This is a genomic window from Leisingera sp. CC-HEC096, from assembly GCF_059429235.1.
In genome coordinates this window covers 149,147-171,103 of sequence record NZ_JCAIJS010000006.1, presented here as the reverse complement: position 1 = coordinate 171,103, position 21,957 = coordinate 149,147, and the positions used below count along the sequence as shown (strand labels likewise).

General features: G+C 64.8%; 17 protein-coding genes. 10 read left to right on the top strand and 7 right to left on the bottom strand.

The features are described 5' to 3' along the window. Positions 1–14 precede the first annotated feature (14 nt). A complete protein-coding gene (gene speB, locus AC5STI_RS21130) occupies positions 15–986 on the top strand; it encodes an agmatinase (protein WP_495448224.1) in 972 nt (323 codons plus the stop codon). A gap of 25 nt (positions 987–1,011) precedes the next feature. After that, the gene (locus AC5STI_RS21125; protein ID WP_495448223.1) at positions 1,012–2,097 is read left to right on the top strand and encodes an extracellular solute-binding protein; all 1,086 of its coding nucleotides are present in this window, start codon (positions 1,012–1,014) and stop codon (positions 2,095–2,097) included. Positions 2,098–2,141: 44 nt separating this feature from the next. Here the strand turns inward: AC5STI_RS21125 and AC5STI_RS21120 are convergent, their stop codons facing one another. After that, on the bottom strand, positions 2,142–2,984 hold the full coding sequence (locus tag AC5STI_RS21120) for a TetR/AcrR family transcriptional regulator (protein ID WP_495448222.1): 843 nt from the start codon (positions 2,982–2,984) through the stop codon (positions 2,142–2,144). Between the two features lie 48 nt (positions 2,985–3,032). On the opposite strand from AC5STI_RS21120, the gene AC5STI_RS21115 reads away from it, so the two are divergent. The 7 genes from AC5STI_RS21115 to AC5STI_RS21085 all read left to right on the top strand — a co-directional run bounded on the left by AC5STI_RS21115 (position 3,033) and on the right by AC5STI_RS21085 (position 11,944). Next, entirely contained in the window at positions 3,033–3,896 is an 864-nt protein-coding gene (locus AC5STI_RS21115) for an ABC transporter permease (protein ID WP_495448221.1), read from the top strand. An 8-nt stretch (positions 3,897–3,904) separates the two neighbouring features. Beyond that, positions 3,905–4,744, top strand: a complete 840-nt coding sequence (locus AC5STI_RS21110; protein WP_495448220.1) for an ABC transporter permease — start codon at positions 3,905–3,907, stop codon at positions 4,742–4,744. A 14-nt stretch (positions 4,745–4,758) separates the two neighbouring features. Then, positions 4,759–5,859 (top strand): ABC transporter ATP-binding protein, encoded by a 1,101-nt coding sequence (locus AC5STI_RS21105; protein ID WP_475053667.1) that lies wholly within the window; start codon positions 4,759–4,761, stop codon positions 5,857–5,859. Between the two features lie 20 nt (positions 5,860–5,879). Continuing rightward, entirely contained in the window at positions 5,880–6,950 is a 1,071-nt protein-coding gene (locus AC5STI_RS21100; protein WP_495448219.1) for an ABC transporter substrate-binding protein, read from the top strand. Between the two features lie 75 nt (positions 6,951–7,025). Further along, positions 7,026–9,101, top strand: a complete 2,076-nt coding sequence (locus AC5STI_RS21095) for an oxidoreductase (protein WP_495448218.1) — start codon at positions 7,026–7,028, stop codon at positions 9,099–9,101. Beyond that, entirely contained in the window at positions 9,101–10,300 is a 1,200-nt protein-coding gene (locus AC5STI_RS21090; protein ID WP_495448217.1) for an aromatic ring-hydroxylating oxygenase subunit alpha, read from the top strand. Before AC5STI_RS21095 ends, AC5STI_RS21090 begins: the two co-directional genes overlap by 1 nt. An 18-nt stretch (positions 10,301–10,318) precedes the next feature. After that, positions 10,319–11,944, top strand: a complete 1,626-nt coding sequence (locus tag AC5STI_RS21085; protein WP_495448216.1) for a trimethylamine methyltransferase family protein — start codon at positions 10,319–10,321, stop codon at positions 11,942–11,944. A gap of 35 nt (positions 11,945–11,979) precedes the next feature. Here AC5STI_RS21085 and AC5STI_RS21080 read toward each other — a convergent pair whose 3' ends face one another. From AC5STI_RS21080 to AC5STI_RS21065, 4 genes are all read right to left on the bottom strand, one after another. Beyond that, positions 11,980–13,497 carry an ABC transporter permease gene (locus AC5STI_RS21080; RefSeq protein WP_495448215.1) on the bottom strand — a complete coding sequence of 506 codons (1,518 nt, stop codon included), beginning with the start codon at positions 13,495–13,497 and terminating at the stop codon, positions 11,980–11,982. Between the two features lie 10 nt (positions 13,498–13,507). Beyond that, positions 13,508–14,557, bottom strand: coding sequence for a quaternary amine ABC transporter ATP-binding protein (locus AC5STI_RS21075; protein ID WP_495448214.1), 1,050 nt, complete (start codon positions 14,555–14,557; stop codon positions 13,508–13,510). Between the two features lie 71 nt (positions 14,558–14,628). Continuing rightward, complete coding sequence (locus tag AC5STI_RS21070; RefSeq protein WP_495448213.1) at positions 14,629–15,585, bottom strand: ABC transporter substrate-binding protein; 957 nt, start codon at positions 15,583–15,585, stop codon at positions 14,629–14,631. Between the two features lie 35 nt (positions 15,586–15,620). After that, positions 15,621–17,945: a DUF1989 domain-containing protein gene (locus AC5STI_RS21065; RefSeq protein WP_495448212.1), complete on the bottom strand. Its 2,325-nt coding sequence runs from the start codon at positions 17,943–17,945 to the stop codon at positions 15,621–15,623. Between the two features lie 112 nt (positions 17,946–18,057). Between AC5STI_RS21065 and AC5STI_RS21060 the strand changes: the two genes are divergently transcribed. Continuing rightward, entirely contained in the window at positions 18,058–19,062 is a 1,005-nt protein-coding gene (locus AC5STI_RS21060) for a LacI family DNA-binding transcriptional regulator (RefSeq protein WP_495448211.1), read from the top strand. Between the two features lie 9 nt (positions 19,063–19,071). Here AC5STI_RS21060 and AC5STI_RS21055 read toward each other — a convergent pair whose 3' ends face one another. Both AC5STI_RS21055 and AC5STI_RS21050 read right to left on the bottom strand, forming a co-directional pair. Next, positions 19,072–20,280 carry a mandelate racemase/muconate lactonizing enzyme family protein gene (locus tag AC5STI_RS21055; RefSeq protein WP_495448210.1) on the bottom strand — a complete coding sequence of 403 codons (1,209 nt, stop codon included), beginning with the start codon at positions 20,278–20,280 and terminating at the stop codon, positions 19,072–19,074. A gap of 13 nt (positions 20,281–20,293) precedes the next feature. Further along, positions 20,294–21,952, bottom strand: coding sequence for a GMC family oxidoreductase (locus tag AC5STI_RS21050; protein WP_495448209.1), 1,659 nt, complete (start codon positions 21,950–21,952; stop codon positions 20,294–20,296). Positions 21,953–21,957 lie beyond the last annotated feature (5 nt).

The window sequence follows — 21,957 nt, the reverse complement described above, 5'->3', positions numbered from 1 at the left end:
AAACGGAGCCCCAGATGACCGATACCTCCAGCGTGAACCCCGTGCAGGGCGACCTGGCATTTACCCGCGAAACCGACCGCGGGGTGATTGCTGAGGCCAGCTATGCCGGCGCGCTCAGCTTCATGCGCCGCCGCTACACCCGCGACCTGAGCGGCGCGGATGTTGCGGTGATGGGCGTGCCCTTCGATCTGTCGGTCTCCAGCCGCTCTGGCACCCGGCTGGGCCCGCGCGCGGTGCGCTCCGGCTCCAGCCACATAGCCTGGTCGAAACCCTGGCCCTGGGAGGCCGACCCTTATGAGGCGCTGCGGGTCGTCGATTACGGCGATTGCGAATTCGACTATGGCTACCCGCACCAGGTGCCGGGGCAGATCGCCCAGGCGGCGCGGGACGTGCTGGCAACGGATACCGCGCTCTTGTCGATCGGTGGCGACCACTTCATCACCTATCCGCTGCTGAAGGCGCACGTGGAAAAGCACGGGCCGCTGAGCCTGATCCAGTTCGACGCCCATTCCGACACCTGGGCCGACGAGGAAGGCCGCATCGACCACGGCACCATGCTGTGGCACGCCATCCGCGAAGGGCTTGTGGATCCCACCCGCTCGGTCCAGGTCGGTATCCGCACCCACAACCCCGATCCGATGGGCATGAACATCATTGACGCCATCGAGGTGCAGAAAACCGGCCCCGAGGCGGTGGCGGAGAAAATCCGTGGCATCGTCGGCAGCCATAAGACCTATGTCACCTTCGACATCGACGCTCTGGAGCCCGCCTCCGCCCCCGGCACCGGCACCCCGGTGATCGGCGGCCTCAGCCCCTATCAGGCGCAGGAGATCATCCGCGGGCTGGCGGGCACCGACGTGGTCGGCATGGACGTGGTCGAGGTCGCCCCGGCCTACGACATCTCCGAGATCACCGCCATCGCGGCAGCCACGATCGCCAACGATTTGCTCTGCCTCTACGCCGCCGGAACTTCCGGCCAGCGCTGAGGCAGTGCGCAACAGGGAGGACAACATGGCCAATCCAACGACCATTCTCGCAACCACTCTGGCGGCCGCCCTTGCGGCGCCGGCAGCCGCCGGGGAGCTCGCTATCTACAACTGGGCGGACTACTTCGGCGAAAAAACCATCTCCGGCTATGAGGCCGCTACCGGCGCCAAGGTAACGCTGGACTACTTCGACAGCAACGAGGTGCTGGAGACCAAGATGCTGGCAGGCGGCTCGGGCTATGACGTGGTCTTCCCTGCCGCCTCCAACGCCGAACGCCAGCTGCAGGCCGGGGCGCTGCACCCGATAGATACATCGCGTCTGGAAAACTACGGCAACCTGCGCCCGGAAATCCTGGCCTCGCTCGACAAGGTTCCGGGCGGGCGCGAGCTGGGCGTGCCGTACACCTGGGGCACCATCGGCATCGCCTATAATCCCGCGCTGGTCTCCGAACGGCTGGGGGATCTGCCCGTTGACAGCTGGGAGTTGCTGTTCAACCCGGACTACGCCTCCAAGCTCAAGGACTGCGGCATCGGGGTGCTGGATTCGCCGGTCGAGATGCTGTCGGTCGCTCTGAACTACCTCGGCGCTGATCCCTATTCCGAAGACAAGGCAGAGATCACGCAGGCGCAGGACCTGCTGGCCGGGGCGGCGCAGAATATCCGCTATTTCAACAACCAGAAGCCCTCCACCGACCTGCCGGCAGGCAATGTCTGCCTGGCGGTGATGTATTCCGGCGACGCGGGCATCGCTCAGGCCCGCGCGATGGAGGCAGATAACGGAGTCGAAATCCTCTACGCGATCCCCAAGGAGGGAACGCTGATGTGGATCGACCTGATGGCGATCCCGGAAGATGCTGCCAATGTGGATGCGGCCTATGCCTTCATCGACTACATGCTGCGGCCCGAGGTGATCGCCGAGGTCTCCAACACCGTGTTCTTCGCCAATGCAAATGCGGCGGCCGACGCGCATGTGCTGCCGGAGATCCTGTCCGATCCGGGCATCTACCCGGACGCGCCCACCCTGGCGCGTTTGTTCCCGGACAAAAGCCTGGGCGCCAAGGCGCTGCGCCAACGCACCCGTGCCTGGACCAAGGTGAAATCAGGGATCTGAAACGCAGGGGCCGCCAGCCGGCCCCTGTGTCGATTCCAGCAAGGCTAGCGGGGGAGAATGGCACCTTGCAGCGAAAAATGCGCAGGGAACATCGCCGCCAGAAACCGGAAGATGATCCGCGCCGCCTCTTGCCGGTCGAAACGGTCGGGATGCAGCAGAAAGTCTGTCCACATCCCTTCCAACAGCGCCAGCGTGCCGTGGGTGGCGTCACGCGCTGCGCCTGAGGCATCCGGTGTCCCGGCCTCCCGCACGATCCTGGAAAAGGCGTTGTGAACCATGCCCCGCAACCGTCCGTCTCGCGTGTCTGAGTGTTCGGCGATGGCCTTGCGATTGCGGGATTCACCACGGAAAGCGTACCAGATGCTGACATTGCGCCGGTTCAGAACCCGTTCGCTGAGGTCGCCGCGCACGATCATCTCGATCCGCTCTTGGGGGCTGTTGCCGGCTGTCTGCAGCAGCGCATCCAGCCCGTCGTAATACTCCTCCGAGGAGTAATGCGCTGCGGCCTGCACCAGGTTGTCTTTACCGCCGAAATGCAGATGGATCATGCCGCGCGACAGGCCCGCGCGCTGAATGATCTCGCTGACGGAGGTTTCCGAGATCCCTTTTTCCGCCACCGAATCCAGCACTGCCTCAATCAGTGCCAGGCGGTTCTGTTCACGGTTTTGTTCCCTTTTTCCCGTCATCCGGTCCCGATTTTCCAAACACTTGCGCAGGTTTTCCCCGCTGTTATGCGGGTCCGCCTGCTGCGGCAAGCTGTGATGATTTGCCCATCTAGCCATATCGCGCAGATTTCTCCAAGCAAAATGGACATTTGTACATTTTTTGGAAAAACCTGTTGACAGAACGGTCCCCCGGGCCGCAGATTTTGATGGACGATTGTCCATTTAAGATGGCAGCGCCACGCCCGCAGATCAAGCAAGCAACGGAGTCACATGGCCGGATTTCTCAGAACCGAGGCTGGCAAAGGCCTGGCACTCAGCGCCCCGGCTTCGCTTTATGTGGGGCTGCTGGTGGCTGCGCCGCTGGGGATCCTGGTGGCCTACAGCTTCTGGACCCAGACCTATGTCGAGATCGACAAGACGCTGACCTGGGCCAACTATCTGGAGGCCGCCACCGACCCGCTGGTGCGCCATCTGATGCTGCGCTCCATTGCCATTGCCGGTGCCGTGACCATGGCGACAGTGGCGCTGGCCTATCCGATTGCCTATTTCATCGCCTTCCGCACCCGCAAGAAAACCCTGTGGCTCTTGCTGATCACCATCCCGTTCTGGTCAAGCTACCTGCTGCGGGTGTTCAGCTGGAAACTGATCCTCGGCTTCAACGGGGTGATGAACTCGGCGCTGATCTCCTTGGGGCTGATCGAGGAGCCGCTGACCTTCCTGCTGTACAATGAATTCGCGGTGGTGCTGACCCTGGCCCACGCCTGGGCACCCTTTGCGATCCTGCCGATCTATGTCTCGCTGCAGAAGATCGACCGCTCGCTGCTGGAGGCCGCCACCGACCTCGGCTGCTCCAAGCTGGAACGCTTTGTCCGCGTCACCCTTCCCCTGACCGTGCCCGGCATCATCGCTGCCAGCCTGATCATCTTCATCCCCACCGTCGGCGACTACGTGACCCCGTCGCTGGTCGGCGGCTCGCAGGGCAAGATGGTCGCCAACCTCATCCAGGTGCAGTTCGGCCCGGCCAACAACTGGCCCTTGGGCGCCACCCTCTCACTGGTGGCCATGGCCTCGGTCGGCTTTGTCGCCATCCTGTTCGTCATCCTGGCCACCGCCCTGGGGAGGAGGATCCGTTGAGCACACCGATGAGCGAACCCCTGAACAAACCGCTGAACCCTGATGTCAGCAAGTCCCGGCGCAAACCCTTCCGCTTCCCCTGGCTCTTGGTCTATGCCATCGGCTACCTGATTTTCCTGTACCTCCCGGTGCTGCTGCTGCCGCTGTTCTCCTTCAATGACGGCACCATCGTGGCCTTTCCGATGAAGGGCTTCACGCTGAAGTGGTACGCCCAGCTGGGCGCGCAGGACACGCTCTTGCAAGCGATGGCCAACTCGCTGATCGTTGGTGCGGTGACCGCAATTGTCGCCACCTCTCTGGGGCTGTTCGCCGCCCGCGCCTATGTCCGCTACCGCTTCAAGGGGCGTGAGCTGTCGGAAGGGCTGGTGATGCTGCCGCTGGTCATTCCCGGCATCATCGTGGCGTCGTCGATGCTGGTGCTGTTCATCTCGCTGGGGCTGAAGCCGTCGCTGACCACGGTGATCCTGGGCCACGTTTTTGTGGCGCTGCCCTTTGCAGTCTCGATCATGAAATCGGCCTTCGACGACTTCGACCAGTCGCTGGAGGAAGCCGCCTTCGACCTTGGCGAAAGCGTCATCGGCACCTTCCGCCGGGTGACCCTGCCGATCGTGGCGCCGGGGATTGTCGCCAGCCTCTTGGTCACCTTCACCGTATCGTTTGACGAGTTTGTGCTGGCCTTCTTCCTGTCGGGCAACCAGCCCACCCTGCCGGTCTACATCTGGAGCCAGATCCGCTTCCCGGCCAAGCTGCCGAACACGCTGGCGCTTGGCTCCTTGCTGCTGCTCGCCTCGGTGCTCCTGCTGCTGACCGCAGAATACTTCCGCCGCCGCTCCACCAAGTCCGCCTGATGAAGGATACGCAGATGACCAGTCAGAACATCATCGAAATCTCCGGGGTGGAAAAGCGCTTTGGCACCTTTGTGGCGGTGCGCGACCTGAACCTGGAGCTGAAGGAGGGCGAGTTCTTCTCGCTGCTCGGCCCCTCCGGCTGCGGCAAGACCACGGCGCTGCGGATGATTGCAGGCTTTCAGGACCATGATGCCGGCACCATCCGCATCGCGGGGCAGGAAATGGCGCATATCCCGGCAAACAAGCGCCCGACCAACATGGTGTTCCAGTCCTATGCGATCTTCCCGCATCTGAACGTCGGCGACAACGTTGCCTTTGGCCTGCGCAAGCTGAACCTCGGCAAAGCAGAGGTTAAGGACCGCGTCGCCGAGGCGCTGGAAATGGTCGAGCTGGGCGGCCTGCAGGCGCGCAAGGCGGATGAACTGTCGGGCGGCCAGCGCCAGCGGGTGGCCTTGGCCCGCGCCCTGGTGATGCGGCCCAAGGTGCTCTTGCTGGATGAGCCTTTGTCGGCGCTCGACAAGAACCTGCGCGAGGCGATGCAGCTGGAAATGCGCCGCCTGCAGCAGAAGCTGGGGATCACCTTCGTGATGGTCACGCACGACCAGTATGAGGCGATGACCATGTCCGACCGCATCGGCGTGATGTTCGCCGGCAAGCTGGAGCAGGTCGACCGCCCCGAGGTGCTTTATGCCCGGCCCTGCAACCGCCGGGTCGCGGCCTTCATCGGCGGCATGAACTTTCTGGATGCGCGGGTGACCGCGGACAATGGCAAATCAGTGAATGTCGACCTGCAGGGCTTTGGCCCGCTCACCATCGACGTGAACCCGAATGTGCTGGCCCGCAGCCCCGACCTGCTGGCGGGCATCCGCCCCGAACAGCTGGAAATCAGCGCCACCCAGCCGCCCGGTTATGACGCCTGCCTCCAGGGCAGCGTCAGCGACATCGCCTTCTACGGCGAGAGCGTCCACTACTACGTGCGCGCCGACGGGGTGGAGGAGCCGATCTCCGTGGCCGTCCCGAACTACTTCCACACAGTGGATCACAAGCGCGGCGACCGCGTCTGGCTGGGGGTGCAGAACGCCTCGGTCATCGACCTCGGCGCGCGGGAAGCATGAGAATAACAGGGAGGAAGGAAATGAAACATCTTGCTTTGGGGCTGACGGGGGCACTGGCCGCCGCCACCGCCTTGACCGTCCCGGCCGGCACCGCGCAGGCCGGGGCCGACAGCCTGTCGGTCTTCGACTGGTCCGGCTATGAGGACCAGGGGTTTTACGGCGATTACGTCGAGAAATACGGCGGCGCGCCCAGCTACACCTACTTCGGCAGCGTCGAGGAGGCCTTCACCAAGCTGCAGTCAGGCTTTGCCGCCGACATCGCCCACCCCTGCACCGACGCGCTGCGCAAATGGGTGGCTGCGGATCTGATCAAGCCGATCGACACCTCCAGGATCGACAACTGGGACAAGCTGCTGCCGCAGATCAAGGATGTGGACGGCGTCACCATCGACGGCCAGACCTATATGGTGCCGTTCGAGTGGGGCAACACCGGGCTGATCTACCGCACCGACCAGATCGACGAAGCAGACGTCTCGCTGCAGTTGCTGGCGGACCCCGCCTATCAGGGCAAGATCGCCATTCCCGACGCAGCGTCCTCGGCCTATGCGATGGCGGCGCTGGCGACCGGCGCCTCCAGCTACACCGATATGAGCGAGGAGGAGTTCCAGAAGGCCTCCGATTTCCTGCGCCGGATCCACCCGAACGTGCGGTTCTACTGGTCCGACGCGGGCCAGCTGGACCAGGCCATCGCCAGCGGCGAGGTGCTGCTGGGCTGGGGCTGGAACCAGTCGGAACTGAACCTGATCTGGAACGAAACCCCGGCCAGGATGATGCGTGACGTGGACAAGGGCATCGCCACCTGGGTCTGCGGCTATGTGCATCTGACCTCCTCGACCCAGAGCGACGAGCAGGTCTATGACATGCTGAACGCGCTGAGCGCCGAGGACAGCGGCAAATACATCATCGAGAACTGGGGCTATGCCCATTCCAACGCCGAGGCCTTCAAATCCGCCGACCAGGAGCTGATCAAGACCTATGGCTTTGCCGATGTGGACAGCTTCTTTGACGGCAGCCTGTTCTTTGACGCGGTCAACCCCGAACTGGAAGGCCGGATGCTGAAGGAATTCGAACGCATCAAAGCAGGCTTCTGATCCCCGCAAGCGGCGGGCCATGGGGCCCGCCGTCCCGCCGTTAACGACAATCTGTGAATAAAAGGATGTGCCAATATGTCAGGCGCAAATGGGTATTCCATTCTGTTTGAACCGGTGAAGATCGGTCCCGTCACCGCGCGAAACCGGTTTTACCAGGTGCCCCATTGCAACGGCATGGGGCATGTGCGTCCGCAGGCCGAAGCCGCCATGCGCGGTATGAAGGCCGAAGGCGGCTGGGCCGTGGTCTCCACTCAAGAAACCGAAATCCATCCCACGTCCGACCTGGGCCCGTATGCGGAAAACCGTCTGTGGGACGAACACGACGTTCCCGCCCTGCGGCTGATGACCGAGAAAGTGCATCAGCACGGCGCGCTAGCGGCAATCCAGCTGGCCCACAACGGCCACCACGCCACCAACCATCTGACCCGCGCCCCGGTGCTGGCGCCCTCTGACGGACCGATCGACACGGTTTTCCCGAAACAGGCCCGCGCCATGGACAAGGAGGACATCCGCAACCTGCGCCGCTGGCACCGCGCTGCCGCCCGCCGTGCCAAGGAGGCCGGGTTCGACATCGTCTATGTCTATGCCGGCCACCAGATGACCCTGCCCCAGCACTTCCTGCTGCCGCAATTCAACAGCCGCAGCGACGAATACGGCGGCTCTTTGGAAAACCGCGTCCGCCTGACCCGGGAGCTTCTGGAGGAAACCCGCGAGGAGCTGGACGGGCACTGCGCCGTCGCCTTGCGCTTTGCGGTCGACCAGATGATGGGCGCGGACGGGATGCAGGCGCAGGAGGAAGGCCGCGCTGTGGTCGAAATGCTGGCTGAGCTGCCGGACCTGTGGGACGTGAACGTCTCCGACTGGAGCAATGACAGCCAGACCACCCGCTTCCAGCCGCAGGACGGTTTCCAGGTTCCTTATATCGACTTCGTCAAGCAGGTGACGTCGAAACCTGTGGTCGGGGTCGGCCGCTTCACCTCGCCGGACCTGATGACCTCGCTGGTCAGCAAGGGGGTGCTGGACCTGATCGGCGCCGCCCGCCCCTCCATCGCCGACCCGTTTCTGCCGAACAAGATCAGGGACGGCCGCGTTGAGGAGATCCGCGAATGCATCGGCTGCAACATCTGTGTGTCAGCTGACAATCTGGGCGTGCCGATCCGCTGCACCCAGAACCCCACCATGGGCGAGGAATGGCGCCGCGGCTGGCACCCTGAGAAGATCGCGCCCAAACGCAATGAAACCAGTGCCTTGGTGATTGGCTCCGGCCCGGCGGGCCTGGAATGCGCACTGCAATTGTCGAACCGCGGCTATGACGTGACCCTGGCCGAAGCCGCGCCCGAGTTCGGCGGCCGCGTCCTGCGCGAATCCCGCCTGTCGGGACTGTCGGCCTGGAAACGGGTGGCCGACAACCGGCTGTGGCAGCTGCAGCAGCGCGCCAATGTGCAGATGTTCACCGACAGCCCGATGAGCGCCACCGAAGTGACCGATCTGGAAATTCCCAATGTCTTCGTCGCCACCGGCAGCCGCTGGCTGCGCGACGGCAGCGGCCGCTCCAGCCACGCGCCCCTGCCGGTTGAGGGCCAGCCGGTTTTCACTCCCGACGACATCATGGCGGGCGAACTGCCCCCTGCGGACGGCCCGGTTCTGATCTATGATGACGACCAGGCCTACCTCGGCGGTGTGGTGGCGCACCACCTGGCCGCGGCCGGCCGCAAGGTGATCCTGGCCACGCCCGGGGCCGTGGTCTCAGCCTTTACCGAACTGACGCTGGAGCAGGCACGGGTGCAGACCAGCCTGATCGAGGCCGGGGTGGAGATCATCCCGCTGCATCTGCTGCAATCGGCCGATGCGGGTGGCGCCACCCTGGGCTGCGCCTATACGGGCCGCCCGCGGACCGTGCCCTGCGCCAGCCTGCTGATGGTGACCGCCCGCCAGCGCGACGCGGCCCTTTATGAGGAGCTGAAGGCAAACCACGCGCACCGCTTCACCACGCTGGAGCTGATCGGCGATGCCGCATCCCCGGGGCTGATTGCCGATGCGGTCTATGCCGGCCACATGGCCGCCCGCAATTTCGAACGCGACCCGGCGGCGGCGGACGCGGACTGGTTCCGCCGCGAATTGATCTCTCTGAACGATATGGGAGGCAGCTGATGCCCAAAGATGACCTGCAAGTGATGCGCGAGCTGATGGAAAGCCACCAAGAAGGCTTTGCGCTCGAACGCCATTTCTACACCTCCCAGGCGGTCTATGAACATGACATCCAACGGGTCTGGAACCGCAACTGGATTTGGGTTGGCCACGTCAGCCAGATCGCCGAGCCCGGCAACTACTTCCTGTTCGACTACGGCCCGGAATCGGTGATCGTGGTGCGCGACCGCGAAGGCGAAGTGCGCGCCCACGTGAACGTCTGCCGCCACCGCGGCTCCCGCGTCTGCCTGGAAAAGCAGGGCACCGCGCGGGTGTTCTCCTGCCCTTATCACGCCTGGACCTTCGGGCTGGACGGGCGTCTGCGCGGCGGCCGCGCCATGGGGCCGGATTTCGACCCCTCCGAATACGGGCTTTTCCCGGTTCAGGTGCAGATATTCCAGGGCCTGATCTTCATCTGCGCCGATGAAAACCCGCCGCCGCTGGAGGAAAGCCTCGCACGGCTTGCGCCGCTGTCGGCGCCGATGCAGCTGGAGAACCTGAAACTCGCGCATGAGGCCTCCTATCCGGTGCCCGCCAACTGGAAACTGGCGCTGGAGAATTACCTGGAGTGCTACCATTGCGCGCCGTCGCATCAGGACTATTCCCGCAGCCACTCGCTCAAGGATCCCGCGGATGTGGAGAAATACGGCGAAGACTTGCGCGACCGCTCCGCCTCCGCCGGCCTGCCGACAGAGGAGCTCGATCTGACCGGCCCGAATGCGCTGGCTCTGGGCGCGGATGTCTACTGGCGGCGCTACCCTTTGTTTCCCGGTTACCAGACCGGCAGCAAGGACGGTGAGCCGCTGGCCCCGCCGCTGGGGCAGCTGACGGGGCATGACGGCGGCGCCACCGATCTCGCGATCGGCACGCTGAACTATTTCCTGATCTATGCCGACCACCTGGTGGGATACCGTTTCATCCCCCGCTCCCTGCAGGAAACCGACATCCAGATCGCCTGGTATGTGCGCGGCGACGCCGAGGAAGGCCGCGATTACAGCAAAGAGGCGCTGACCTGGCTGTGGCACGTCACCTCGCTCGATGACGAACGCATCATCCGCCACAATCAGGAAGGGGTGAATTCGCACCGTTTCGTCCCCGGCCCGCTGTCGGAGATGGAATGGAGCCTGCCCGGCTTCTATCGCAGCTATTTCAGCATGATCTGAACGCTTCAGACCCCAAAAATGAAAGCAGGCCGCGCCTTTGCGGCCTGTGCTGACCTTTCCGGAGACCGCTATATGGTTGACGTCACCAAGACCCGAACCCGTCGCCGCAGCGGCGGACGCGAAGCGCGCGCCGCCGCCCGCACCCAGGCCGCGCCCTCGCAAGCCATCCACGCAGGCATCCCCGGCGGCCGCTACAGACCGCTGTCCGATGCGGACATGCAGAAGATCCACCAGGCGGCGCTGACCATCCTGGCCCAAACGGGCATCGGCGACCCGACCGAGGAGCTGCTCGATCTGGTCCTGCCCAAGGGCGCCGAGCTCAACGCCCACGGCCGCCTGTGCTTCCCCCGCGCGCTGATGGAGGACCTGCTGACCAAAGCGGCCAGCGAATTCTACGTCCACGCCCGCGGCAGCCGCGCGGGCAAGGATGACATGCACTGCACCAAGGAAAAGGTCTATTACGCCAACTCCGGCACCGCGGTCACGACCTTTGACGCCGCCACCCGCAGCTACCGGCCCTCGGTGCTCAAGGACATCTATGACTTCACCCGGCTGGTGGACCGGCTCGACAACCTCCACATGACCGGCGACACGGTGCTGGCAACCGACGTACCGCAGGATTTCGAGCATGACATGTCGATGCTCTATGCGATCTTGGCCGGCAGCGAGAAACCTTCCTGCCTCACCTTCCGCGACCGCGCCCATATCAAACCGGCAATCGAACTGTTCGACATGGCCTCCGGCGGCGAAGGCAAGTTCCTCCAGAAACCCTCCGTGATCTTCGGCGGCTGCCCGATTGTCTCTCCGCTGCGGCTGGGGCGCGAGAACCTGGAGATCATGATCGACACCGCCAAGCTGGGCCTCACCTGTGATCTGGCGGTGCCGCCGCAGGCGGGCGCGACCTCCCCTGCCCCGCTGGCGGGCACGCTGGCGCAGGCGGTGGCCGAAACCCTCTCTTGCGTTGCCATCGTCAACCTGATCAACCCCGGCACGCCGGTGGTGTTCGCCGCCTGGCCCTTCATCACCGACCTGCGCACCGGCTCCTTCACCGGCGGCTCGGGCGAGCAGGCTCTGATCTCCGCTGCCGCCATCCAGATGGGCAACTTCTACAACCTGCCCACCTCGGTCGGCTGCGGCATGACCGACTCCAAGATCCCCGACGCTCAATACGGCCTTGAAAAGGCACTGACCTTCAGCCTCGCCGCCCACGCCGGCGCGAACCGTTTGTGCGAATTCGGCGGCATGGTCGGCTCGCTGATGGGCTGCTCCTTCGAGTCGATGGTGATCGACAACGAAGCCGCCGGCATGATCTCCCGCACCTTGCGCGGGATCGAGGTCAGCGACGACACCCTGTCGGTCGATGTGATCCACGACTGCGCCATCAGCCCGGGCCATTTCCTCGGCAATAACCAGACGCTTGAATACATGGAGACGGAGTACGTCTACCCCGAACTAATGGACCGCGAGCTGACGGACACCTGGGAAAAGGCGGGCAAGCAGACACTGTTCGACCGCGCCCATGAGGTCTCGGAGCGGATCCTGGCGGAGCATTACCCGAACTATTTCGGCAGCAAGCTGGACGCGGAAATGCGTGCCAAGTTTCCCGTTAAGCTGCCGCCAAGCGCAATGCGCCCCGGCAGCTGAGGCCGGGGCAGCATCATGTCCCGATGGCTGGCAGGTCACCGCCTGCCGGCAACAATCCGGTCGAGGATCAGCGCGCAGAACAGGATCGCCAGACCCGCCAGAATACCCTGCCCCGCCGCCGCATACTGCAACGCTTCCAGAACGTCCTCACCCAGCCCCTTGGCGCCGATCAGCGAGGCCACCACGACCATCGCCAGCGACAGCAGGATGGTCTGGTTGACACCGGCCATGATCGTCTTGCGCGCCAGCGGCAGATCCACCCGCCACAGCAGGTAGCGCGGCGTGGCACCAAAGGCGAGCGCGGCCTCGCGCACCGTGTCCGGCACCTGTTGCAGCCCCAGCACCGTAAAACGGATCACCGGCGGGCTGCCAAAGATCATGGTTGCCACCACCCCTGCCGGCTTGCCGGAGCCAATGAAGGCGACCACGGGGATCAGATAGACAAAGGACGGCATAGACTGCATGAAATCCAGCACCGGGCGCACCACCGCAAACACCCGCGGGCGCCGCGCACAGTAGATGCCCAGCGGAATGCCCAGGGTGATCGAGATCAGCGCCGCCGCGCCCAGCAGCGCGATGGTGGTCATCGCCTTTTCCCAGAAGTCCAGCAGCCCCAGATAGGCCAGCGCCGCACCGGTGAAGATCGCCACCCGCGCCCCCGCTGACAGAAAGGCCAGCATCACGATCACCAGCGCCACCACCGGCCAGGGGGTATCGACCAGCACCACCTCGATCCAGTCGAGGAGCGTCCGCATCCCCGCGGTCAGCCCGTCAAAGAAGCCGCGGCCGGACGTCTTGGTCCAGTCGAACGCCGCCTGCACCCCGTCCCCCACATTCAGCCGCCAGTCGCGGTTGGTGGGAAAGGCATTCAGCAGGGAAAACGCATCCGGCATCGCAAACTTCAGCGCCGACAGCACCACGACCGCCGCTGCCAGTACAGTGGAAACTGCCAGCCGCGGCACGGACCAGCCGCTCGCCACGCTGCGGTCGGAGCGCCAGCGGGCAAACTGCCCCTCCAGCGTCCAGTTCGCCAAGGATGCCGCCAGAAACTTCACTGCCAGCAGCAGGGCGATGCCCGCAGCCAGGTAGACAACACCGCTTGCATTGGCCGCCGCCGCGGCCTCCTGCGCCCCGGCCAGCGCGCCCTCCAGCGACTCCGCGGCACGTTTCAGCGAGTCCAACGAGGACGCGCCAGAGGCCTCCGCCGCCTCAATCTGCTGCCGCCGCAGCTCCAGCGTCTGCGCGATCTGCTCCGCCCGGATGCGGAAGTCGCGGCCCAGATCACCAAACAGGCCCATCGCGATCTGGATGTAGGCCAGGGTTTCCAGCACCAGAAAGCCCAGGAACCAGGACCAAAGCCCCCTCGCCCCGAACCAGACCGGGCCCAAAAGGCCAGCCGCCCAGTTCAAGGTGAACCGGTAGCCCGGCGCCTCCATCATGTAGCTGAAGACCTGCTGATAGTAGCTTTGCGACTGGCCGGTGAACTCACCCACCAGCGCATTCAGCCGCCCGGCGGTTTCCGGTTTGATCTGTGATTGGTCGATGTGCTTCATCACCCTCTCCTTACGCCTGGCTGTCCTGAATGGCGCGGATCAGCCCCGCGCGGTTGATCACCCCGACGGTGGCGCCCGCATCCGCAACCTTGACGATGCCGTGCCCGTCCACCGCCAGATCCATCAGGTCGCTCAGGTCCATGTCGGGCCGCGCCACCTTGGCATCCGCGGGCAGCGCGCCGTGGGTGGCCTCGAACTCCGCTACCGGCTTCATCACCGAATGGGCAAAGATCATGTTGAGCTTGGAGATCCCGGCCACGAAATCCGCCACATAGTCATCTGCCGGGTTCAGGATGATCTCCTCCGGGGTGCCGATCTGCACGATGCGGCCGTCCTTCATGATGGCGATGCGGTGGCCGATGCGGATCGCCTCATCCAGGTCATGGGTGATGAACATCGTGGTCTTGCCCAGCTTGCGGCTCAGCTCCATGAACTGGTCCTGCAGCTGCTTGCGGATCAGCGGATCCAGCGCCGAAAACGGCTCGTCCATCAGCAGGATCTCCGGGTCGGAGGCGATGGCGCGGGCAAGCCCCACCCGCTGCTGCATCCCGCCGGACAGCTCATGGGCGTATTTGTCCTCCCAGCCCGACAGCTCCACCAGCTCCAGCACCCGGTCGGCTTCCTCCCAGCGGCGGGCCTTGCCGGTGCCGCGGATTTCCAGCGGCATCGCCACATTGTCGCGCACCGTGCGGTGCGGCATCAGGCCGAAGTTCTGGAACACCATGGCAACGCGGCGGTTGCGCAGGTCGCGCAGGCCCTCGGCGTTCAGCCCCATCACGTCCTCGCCATTGATGAAGATATGCCCGTCTGTCGGCTCCAGCAGCCGGTTCACGTGGCGCACCAGCGTCGACTTGCCGGACCCCGACAGGCCCATCACGCAGAACAGCTCGCCCCGCTCGATCTGGAAGCTGGCATCCGCCACCCCGACCACGCAGTTGAACCGTTCCAGCACCTGGGGCTTGGTCAGCCCTTCCGCGTGAATGGCCTTCAGCGCCTCGGCTGAGCGTGCCCCGAAAATCTTCCAGACGCCGCGTGCGTCAATTGCGATATCACCCGCCATGGCCTCCCCCTGTCTTCAAAAGTCTTGTGCCGTCCCCACCGCCAGCCGGGCGGCGGGGCCAAAGGATGGGATCAGTTCAGGCCCAGCCAGCCGTCCACGATCCCGCCATTGGCGGCCAGCCAGTCTGACACTGCCGAGTCGATCTCCTGGCCTTGGATCACCACCTGATAGGTGAGCTTGGAGAGTTCCCCTGCGTCCATGTCGATCTGGCTGAGGAAGGCCGCCGCCGCCGGGTTCCGCTGCTCCAGCGATTTGGAATAGGCCACCGTTACCGTCTTCACCTGGTCGCCCGAGGTGATCGAGGACTTGCCGTACCAGTCCGCGTCCTGATCCGGCTGGATGATGGTATAGGCATCCGGATCGTGCTCTGGCTCTTCGATCATCGTCACGTCATACAGCGCATGCACGTAATGCGGCTTGTAGCAGTAAAAGACGACGCCCTCTTTCTGCTCCACCGCATCCTTCAGCCGCGAGTAAAACACGGTTTCATCCTCGGAGGACGGCTCCAGAAATGTCTCGATCCCGTAATCCCGCACCTTCACCTTGTGCACATTGGTCGAGGCCCAGCCGGAGGCACCCACCCAGATCTCGCCCTTGCCGTCGCCATTGGTGTCATAAAGATCCTGCGCCGCCGGGGTGGCGAGGTCGAAGATCGACTTCATCCCGTGCTCCTCGGCCATATAGGTCGGGGTGCAGAAACCGGACCGCCCCTCGTAGCTGCCGGAGGACAGCGCCACGGTGCCTTTCTGGTCCACGTATTCGTCGGTAAAGGACGCTTGGTTCGGCAGCCAGACGTCGGGGTGCACGTCGATATCGCCGCGGCCGCCGTCCATCGCGGCAAAGATCACCGCATTGGCGCCTGGGGCATAGCCCGCCTCGCCGCCCAAGCGGGTTTCAATCACCTGGCCGATGATCCGGCTCATGATCTTGGCACCCGGCCAGCTTGGCTCGCCCACCATGACCTTTTCCTGCGCCATCGCACCGGTGCCCAAGGCGGCAATTGCAGTTGCAAACGCGAGATGTTTCATCGGTTTCTCTCTCCTGTTGCTGTGAGGTTTCGCGCTCAGGCGCGGGCCCGCTTGCGCTGCGGGTCAATGAAAGGAATGTCCGTGACGGTGGCGCCCAGGCGTTTCATCCGCCCGTCAAGCTGGCCAACTTCCAGCCGGGCACCGTCTTCGGCGTGCTCGACACCCAGCCGGGCGATGGCGATGGCATGCTCAAGCGAAGGCGAGCGGGTGGCGGACGTCACCATTCCGACCTGCCGCTCGCCTTCATAGACCGGGCTGCCGTGCAACGGCACATCGTTGCAGCCAAGCAGCAGCCCCTTCAGCACCCGGCGCGGCTCCCGCGCGTTGCGCTCCAGCGCCGCCTTGCCGGTGAACTCCGGTTTCGTCAGATCAACGGCAAAGCCCAGCCCAGCCTCAAACGCGTCCACGCCCGCTGCGAATTCCGCATTGGCGGCGGCCAGCCCGGCTTCGATCCGGATGATCTCCAGCGCGGCAGACCCCATTGGGGTGATCCCGAACTCCTCGCCCGCTTCCATCACCGCGTCCCAGATTTCCAGCGCGTGCGCCTTGGAACAGAATATCTCATAGCCCAGTTCGCCGGTGTAGCCGGAGCGGGACAGCATAAAGGGTGCCCCCTCCCGGTCATTGAGCCGCGCCACGGTGACGCCGAACCATTTCAGCTGGTCCAGCTGTGGCACGTGCGGCTGGGTAAAGGCGATCTTGCGCAACAGGTCGCGTGACCTGGGGCCCTGGATCGCCAGATTTGGCATCGCCCCGCGCATATCGTGAATGCGGACTTGCAGCCCCATCTCCTGCGCCAGCGTCTCCAGCACCCGGCCGCTCTCCTCCGAGCCGCAGCACCAGCGGAACAGGTCGGGCGCCAGCCGGAACAGCGTGCCGTCGTCGATCACCGTGCCGGCCTCGTCGCACATCAGCGTGTAGGAGCCGCGCCAGACCGCCAGCTTGGCTACGTTGCGGGTGGTCGCCTGCTGCAGCAGCACCTCGGCATCGGGGCCGGCGATGTCGTATTTCCGCAGCCCGCTCATGTCCTGCACCGTCACAGCATTGCGGCAGGCCCAGTATTCGCCGGTGGTGCCATGCGACGGGAAGCTCACCGGCGCCCACAGGTCGCGGGCCGGGGCAAAATGCTGGGTCAGCGGTTCAAGCCGGTCATGAAAAGCGGAGTTCTGGCTGATCGACATCGGAGCGTCTTCCTTTTCGCGGTAGGCAATAGCGCGGCGCAGGGGTGTTTCGGGGCGGTAGATGCGCACATGCACATCGGTCGGGTTCCAGCCGTTGATCGGGTCGATGTCGTCCGGGCAGGCGGTGGAGACGCAGACCAGATCCTCCAGCGCCCGCATCGCCACATAGTCGCCGGGGCGTGAATGCGACTCCTCGGTCAGGATGTGGTGCGAATGGGGATCGACCCAGGTGTTCCAGAAGAAGTTGACCGCAGGCCAGGCCGCCCGCCGCGCCACGCCATAGGGCGCCAGCGCATGGGACATGTTGTCGGAACAGTTCACGTGGCCGGGAAATCCGCGCTCCTCGTAGCCGCGCGCAGTGCAGGCAAGGCCAAAGGTGTCATGCCGCCCGCAGGTGTCCTGGATCACGTTCAGCATCGGCCGCATATCGCGGTCAAAGAATTTGTCCAGCAATCCCGGCCCCGGATAGGCACGCCGCACCATCGACCGGGTGGCGGTGCTGTCGATCATCAGCTCCTCGCCCCGCTCCAGCCCATCGGCGCGGAAGGCGGTGAAGTCGGAGCACTGCTGCCCCTCCACATCAATGATCTGGATGATCTCGCCCTGCTTCACCTCATAGGCAAAGCCGGTGCCACGGCTGACGGTGAATTCCTCCCGCGTATCGCCCAAGAGCGGCGGCAGCAGCGGCGTGCTGCGCTCCGCAGGCTGCCAGGTGACCTTGGTATTGGCCGGGGCCGCGCCATGCACCAGCGCCTCAGGGCTGGCCGTATGAAACACCCAGACCGTCGCCGCGCTGGACGCCTTCAGAATCAGCGGCACGCCGTTAACCGCCAGATTTGCGGCGGGAATATCAGCGGTGGCGCCGCCATTTGCCGCGACCCAGCCCAGCAGCTCCGCGCTGTCGCACTCCGCAACCCTCAGACGTGCATCCGCCTGCAACCCCAACGCTGCCAGCGCCGGGCGCCCGCCGGCATCAAAAGCTGCGATCTGCACACCATCCTCGGCTTGGGCAATCTCTACCGACAGCAGATCCCCCGCCTGCATCTCCTGCCGGATCCCGTCGCGCAGCGCCAGGACGCGGGTGCTGCCCCGGGCGGGTTTTGCAAAGCCGGGAAAGGCCCGGGCAGGGCTGTCGAAACCGATGTTGTCAAGGCCGCGCAGGACTGTGTAGCGGGTCATCTCTTCTGCCGATTCTGCAAAATGTAACTGGTTACATCGTTGATGAAACTGGTTACATGTGTCAAGACTTTCCTATCCGCCGGGCTGAGGCGGCAGCAAAGGCAGAGACGGGATGAGCAAGACACCAGGCCAGAAGCGCGCAAATTTACGGGACGTTGCCAGTGCGGCCGGGGTATCGGTGGCGACGGTCTCAAGGGTGATGAACGCGCCTGAAACGGTGGCCGAAAAGACCCGCAAACGGGTCGAGGAGGCGATGACCAGCCTGCGCTGGGTGCCAAGCGCTGCGGCGCGGGCGATCAATACCGGGCGCACTCAGTTCGTTGGCGCGCTGGTGCCGACGCTCGACAACGCGATCTTTGCCCGCTTCCTGTCCAAGCTGGAACACCAGCTCGGCACTCACCGGCTGTCGCTGGTGGTGGCCACCACCGACAGCAACCCTCAGACAGAGGCGGAAAAGGCCAAGACCCTGATCGACATCGGCGCCGAGGGGCTGATTGTTTCAGGCATCACTCATGACCCCGCGCTCTATGACCTGCTGGAGCGCAGCCAGCGCCCGGCGATCGCCACCTCCTTTTACGATCCGGATTATACCCTGCCCACCATCGGCTATGACAACGCCGCCGCCGCGGCGCTGGCGCTGGAGCATCTGACCGGCCTGGGCCACCGCCGGATTGCCGTGGTGCATGGCCCCCGCGCCAACAACGACCGAACCCAGGCGCGGTTGAACGGGCTGAATGGCTCCGGCGCTGCGCTGCAGCTGTTCGAGACGGAGATTTCCATCGCCGGCGGCTGCACCGCCGCCCGCGATATCCTGCAACAGACGCAGCAGCCGACCGCCATTCTGTGCCTGTCCGACGTGCTGGCCTCCGGCGTCCTGGCAGAGCTGCACCGGCAAGGGGTGTCCGTGCCGGCGGATATCTCGGTCATGGGCCTCGACGACCTGCCCGGCTCTGCCCACATCCACCCGGAGCTGACCACCGTCCACCTGCCCGTCGCCCGCATGGGGACGGCGGCGGCGGATGCCATCGCTCAGTGGGTGGAGACCCAGACCAGACCGGACCCCGCCATGCTGGAGTCTACACTGGTCCTGCGCAAATCCACGGCACCGCCTAAGTAGCGCCTGACGCTACGGGACCACCGGCGCCTGCGCCAGCTCCAGATGCAGCGCGCTGCCGGTGTACGGGCTGGCGGCAATCGCCTCGTCATCCAGCTCCACCCCCAGGCCCGGCTCGCAGGATGGGATCACATAGCCCTCCTCCCAGGTGATCGAGGACTTGAGGCAGGAGATATACGGCCCTTCAAACCGGCCAATCGACTCCAGGATCAGGAAATTCGGGCTGCAGACGGAGATCTGGATATTCGCCGCCGCCACCACCGGCCCGCAGTAAAGATGCGGCGCGATCTGCGCTTGCCGGGTTTCCGCCATGCTGGCGATCTTCTTGGCTTCCAGCAGCCCCCCGACCCGGCCCAGATCCATCTGCAGGATCGAGGCCGCGCCGGCCTCCAGCACCCGGGCGAACTCATGCTTGGTGCAGAGCCGCTCGCCGGTAGAAACCGGCACCGAGGTGAAGCGTGCCACTTCGGCCATATCGACAGGGTTCTCCGGCGGCACCGGTTCTTCGAACCACAGCGGTTCATAAGGTTCCAGCCGCCGCGCCATCCGCTTGGCGCCCGAAACGGTAAACTGCCCGTGGGTGCCGAACAGCAGGTCCGCGCGGGTGCCAACCGCCTCGCGGATGCGTTTGACGAACAGCTCGCTGCGCTCCAGGTCCTCCATCCGCGGCTGGTGGCCGTCGTAGATCGTATAAGGCCCGGCCGGGTCAAATTTCACCGCCGTGAATCCCTCGTTCACCCGCTGCAAGGCAACCTCGGCGGCGATATCAGGGTCGTTATAGACATTCGGCGTGTCCGGGTCCGGATACACATCCCCCTCCGGCGGGTATAGATAGGTATAGCTGCGCAGCCGGTCATGCACCTGGCCGCCCATCAGCTCATACACCGGCTTGCCCGCCGCCTTGCCGATGATATCCCAGCAGGCCATCTCCAGCCCGCTCAGCACCCCCATCACCGTCACGTCGGGCCGCATCGTGTAGCCCGCGCCATAGGACTTGCGCCACAGCTTTTCGATATGATGCGGATCGCAGCCCGCGAACTGGCGGGCAAACATCTCCTCGGCCATCGCGCAGCAAAGATCCGGCCCGAAGGTCGCGTTATAGATCTCCCCCACCCCGGTGATGCCGCAAGCGGTGGTAAGGCGCACAAAGATGAAATAGCGCCCGCCATGGCGCGGCGGCGGGTTGCCGAACACAAAGGTTTCGATGGTGTCGAGTTTCATGCGCGTTTCCCTCTCATTCCGCCGCCAAGGGCGTGTTTTCACTGTCTTCCAGCACCAGCTCCGCGCCACGCGCGGCCAGCATCATGGTGGGCGCATTGGTGTTGCCGGAGGTGACGTTCGGAAAGGCCGAGGCGTCAATCACCCGCAGGCCCGCCACCCCATGCACCCGCAGCCGCGCATCCAGAACGGAGCCGGCCGCATCATTGCCCATCCGGCAGGTGCAGGAGGCATGAAACACCGAGCCCGCGCGTTCGCGGAAGTTCTCCAGCAGCGCCTTATCGTCCATGTCCAGAATGTCCGGCGCCCGCCGCTCCCGCGTGACGCGCTTGATGGCCGGTGCCGCCGCCAGCGCCTGCAGCAGCCGGCTCGCGCGGACTGCTGTCGCTTTATCTTCTTCGGTCGACAGAGAATTCGGCTCGATCCGCGGCGGCTGCGCCGGGTCGGCGGACTGGATGCTGATCTGCCCCCGGCTGGTGGGCCGGCCTGGCTGCACGCACAACAGGAACCCGTTGTCCCGGTCAATCTGCGGTTTGCCCGAGGGACACGTCGAATAAGACGCCGGGTTGCAATAGACCTGCACATCCGGCAGCGCCGCACCTTCGGTGCGGACAAAACCGCTGCACTGGTTGACCGGAACGCTCAGCGGTCCGTTGCGGGTCAGCACATATTGCAGCCCGGCCTTCATCTGACCGGCAAGGCTGCCCAGCCGGTCGTTCAGGGTGGCGGTATTGGCCCCGAAGAAATGCGACACCGCCAGATGATCCTGCAGCCCCCGCCCCACCTGCGGCAGGTCATGTTTCACAGCGATCCCATGCCGCTTCAGCAGAGCTTTTGGGCCGATCCCCGATAGCTGCAAGAGCTGCGGCGAGTTCACGGCACCCGCGCTCAGGATCACCTCCCGCGCTGCCAGCGCCATCTCCGGCAGGCCCTTCACCCGGTAGGCCACCCCGGTGGCGCGCCTGCCCGCGGTCATCACCTTCTCCACCAGCGCGCCGCTCACCACAGTCAGATTGCCGCGCCGCATCGCAGGCCGCAGGAACGCATCCGCCGAGGACCAGCGCCGCCCGTCCTTCACCGTGCTGCGGACATAGCCCATCCCTTCGCTTGGCAGCGTATTGGCACCGGCATCAGCAGCCGCATTCATATCCGGCAGGAACGGCCAGCCCATCTCCTGCCCCGCAGCCAGGAAGTTCCTGGCAAAGGGATGCATCCGCTCGCTCAGGTCCGTGACCCGCACCGGCCCGTTGCCGCGCAGCCGGCGGCGGCCTTCGTGCCATTCGTCGTGGCTCTCCAGCGCCTCATAGCTGCGGCGGACAGTGTCCCAGCCCCAGCCTGTAGCGCCTGCGGCCTCCCAATCGTCGAAATCATGCGGCAGCCCACGCACATAGGCCATCGCGTTGATCGAGCTCGACCCGCCCAGAACCTTGCCCCGCGGCCAATAGGCCTCGCGTCCGTTCAGCCCCGGATCCGCCGCCGCCGAATAGCGCCAGTTCACCTTGGGGTCCGAGAAGGTAAAGCCATAGCCCACCGGGATTTTGATCCAGAACCGCCGGTCGGTGCCCCCGGCCTCGATCAGCAGCACCTTATACCGGCCGCTGGCCGTCAGCTTATCTGCCAGCACACAGCCCGCCGACCCGGCGCCCACGATAATGAAGTCAAATGTTTGCGCCATGACGT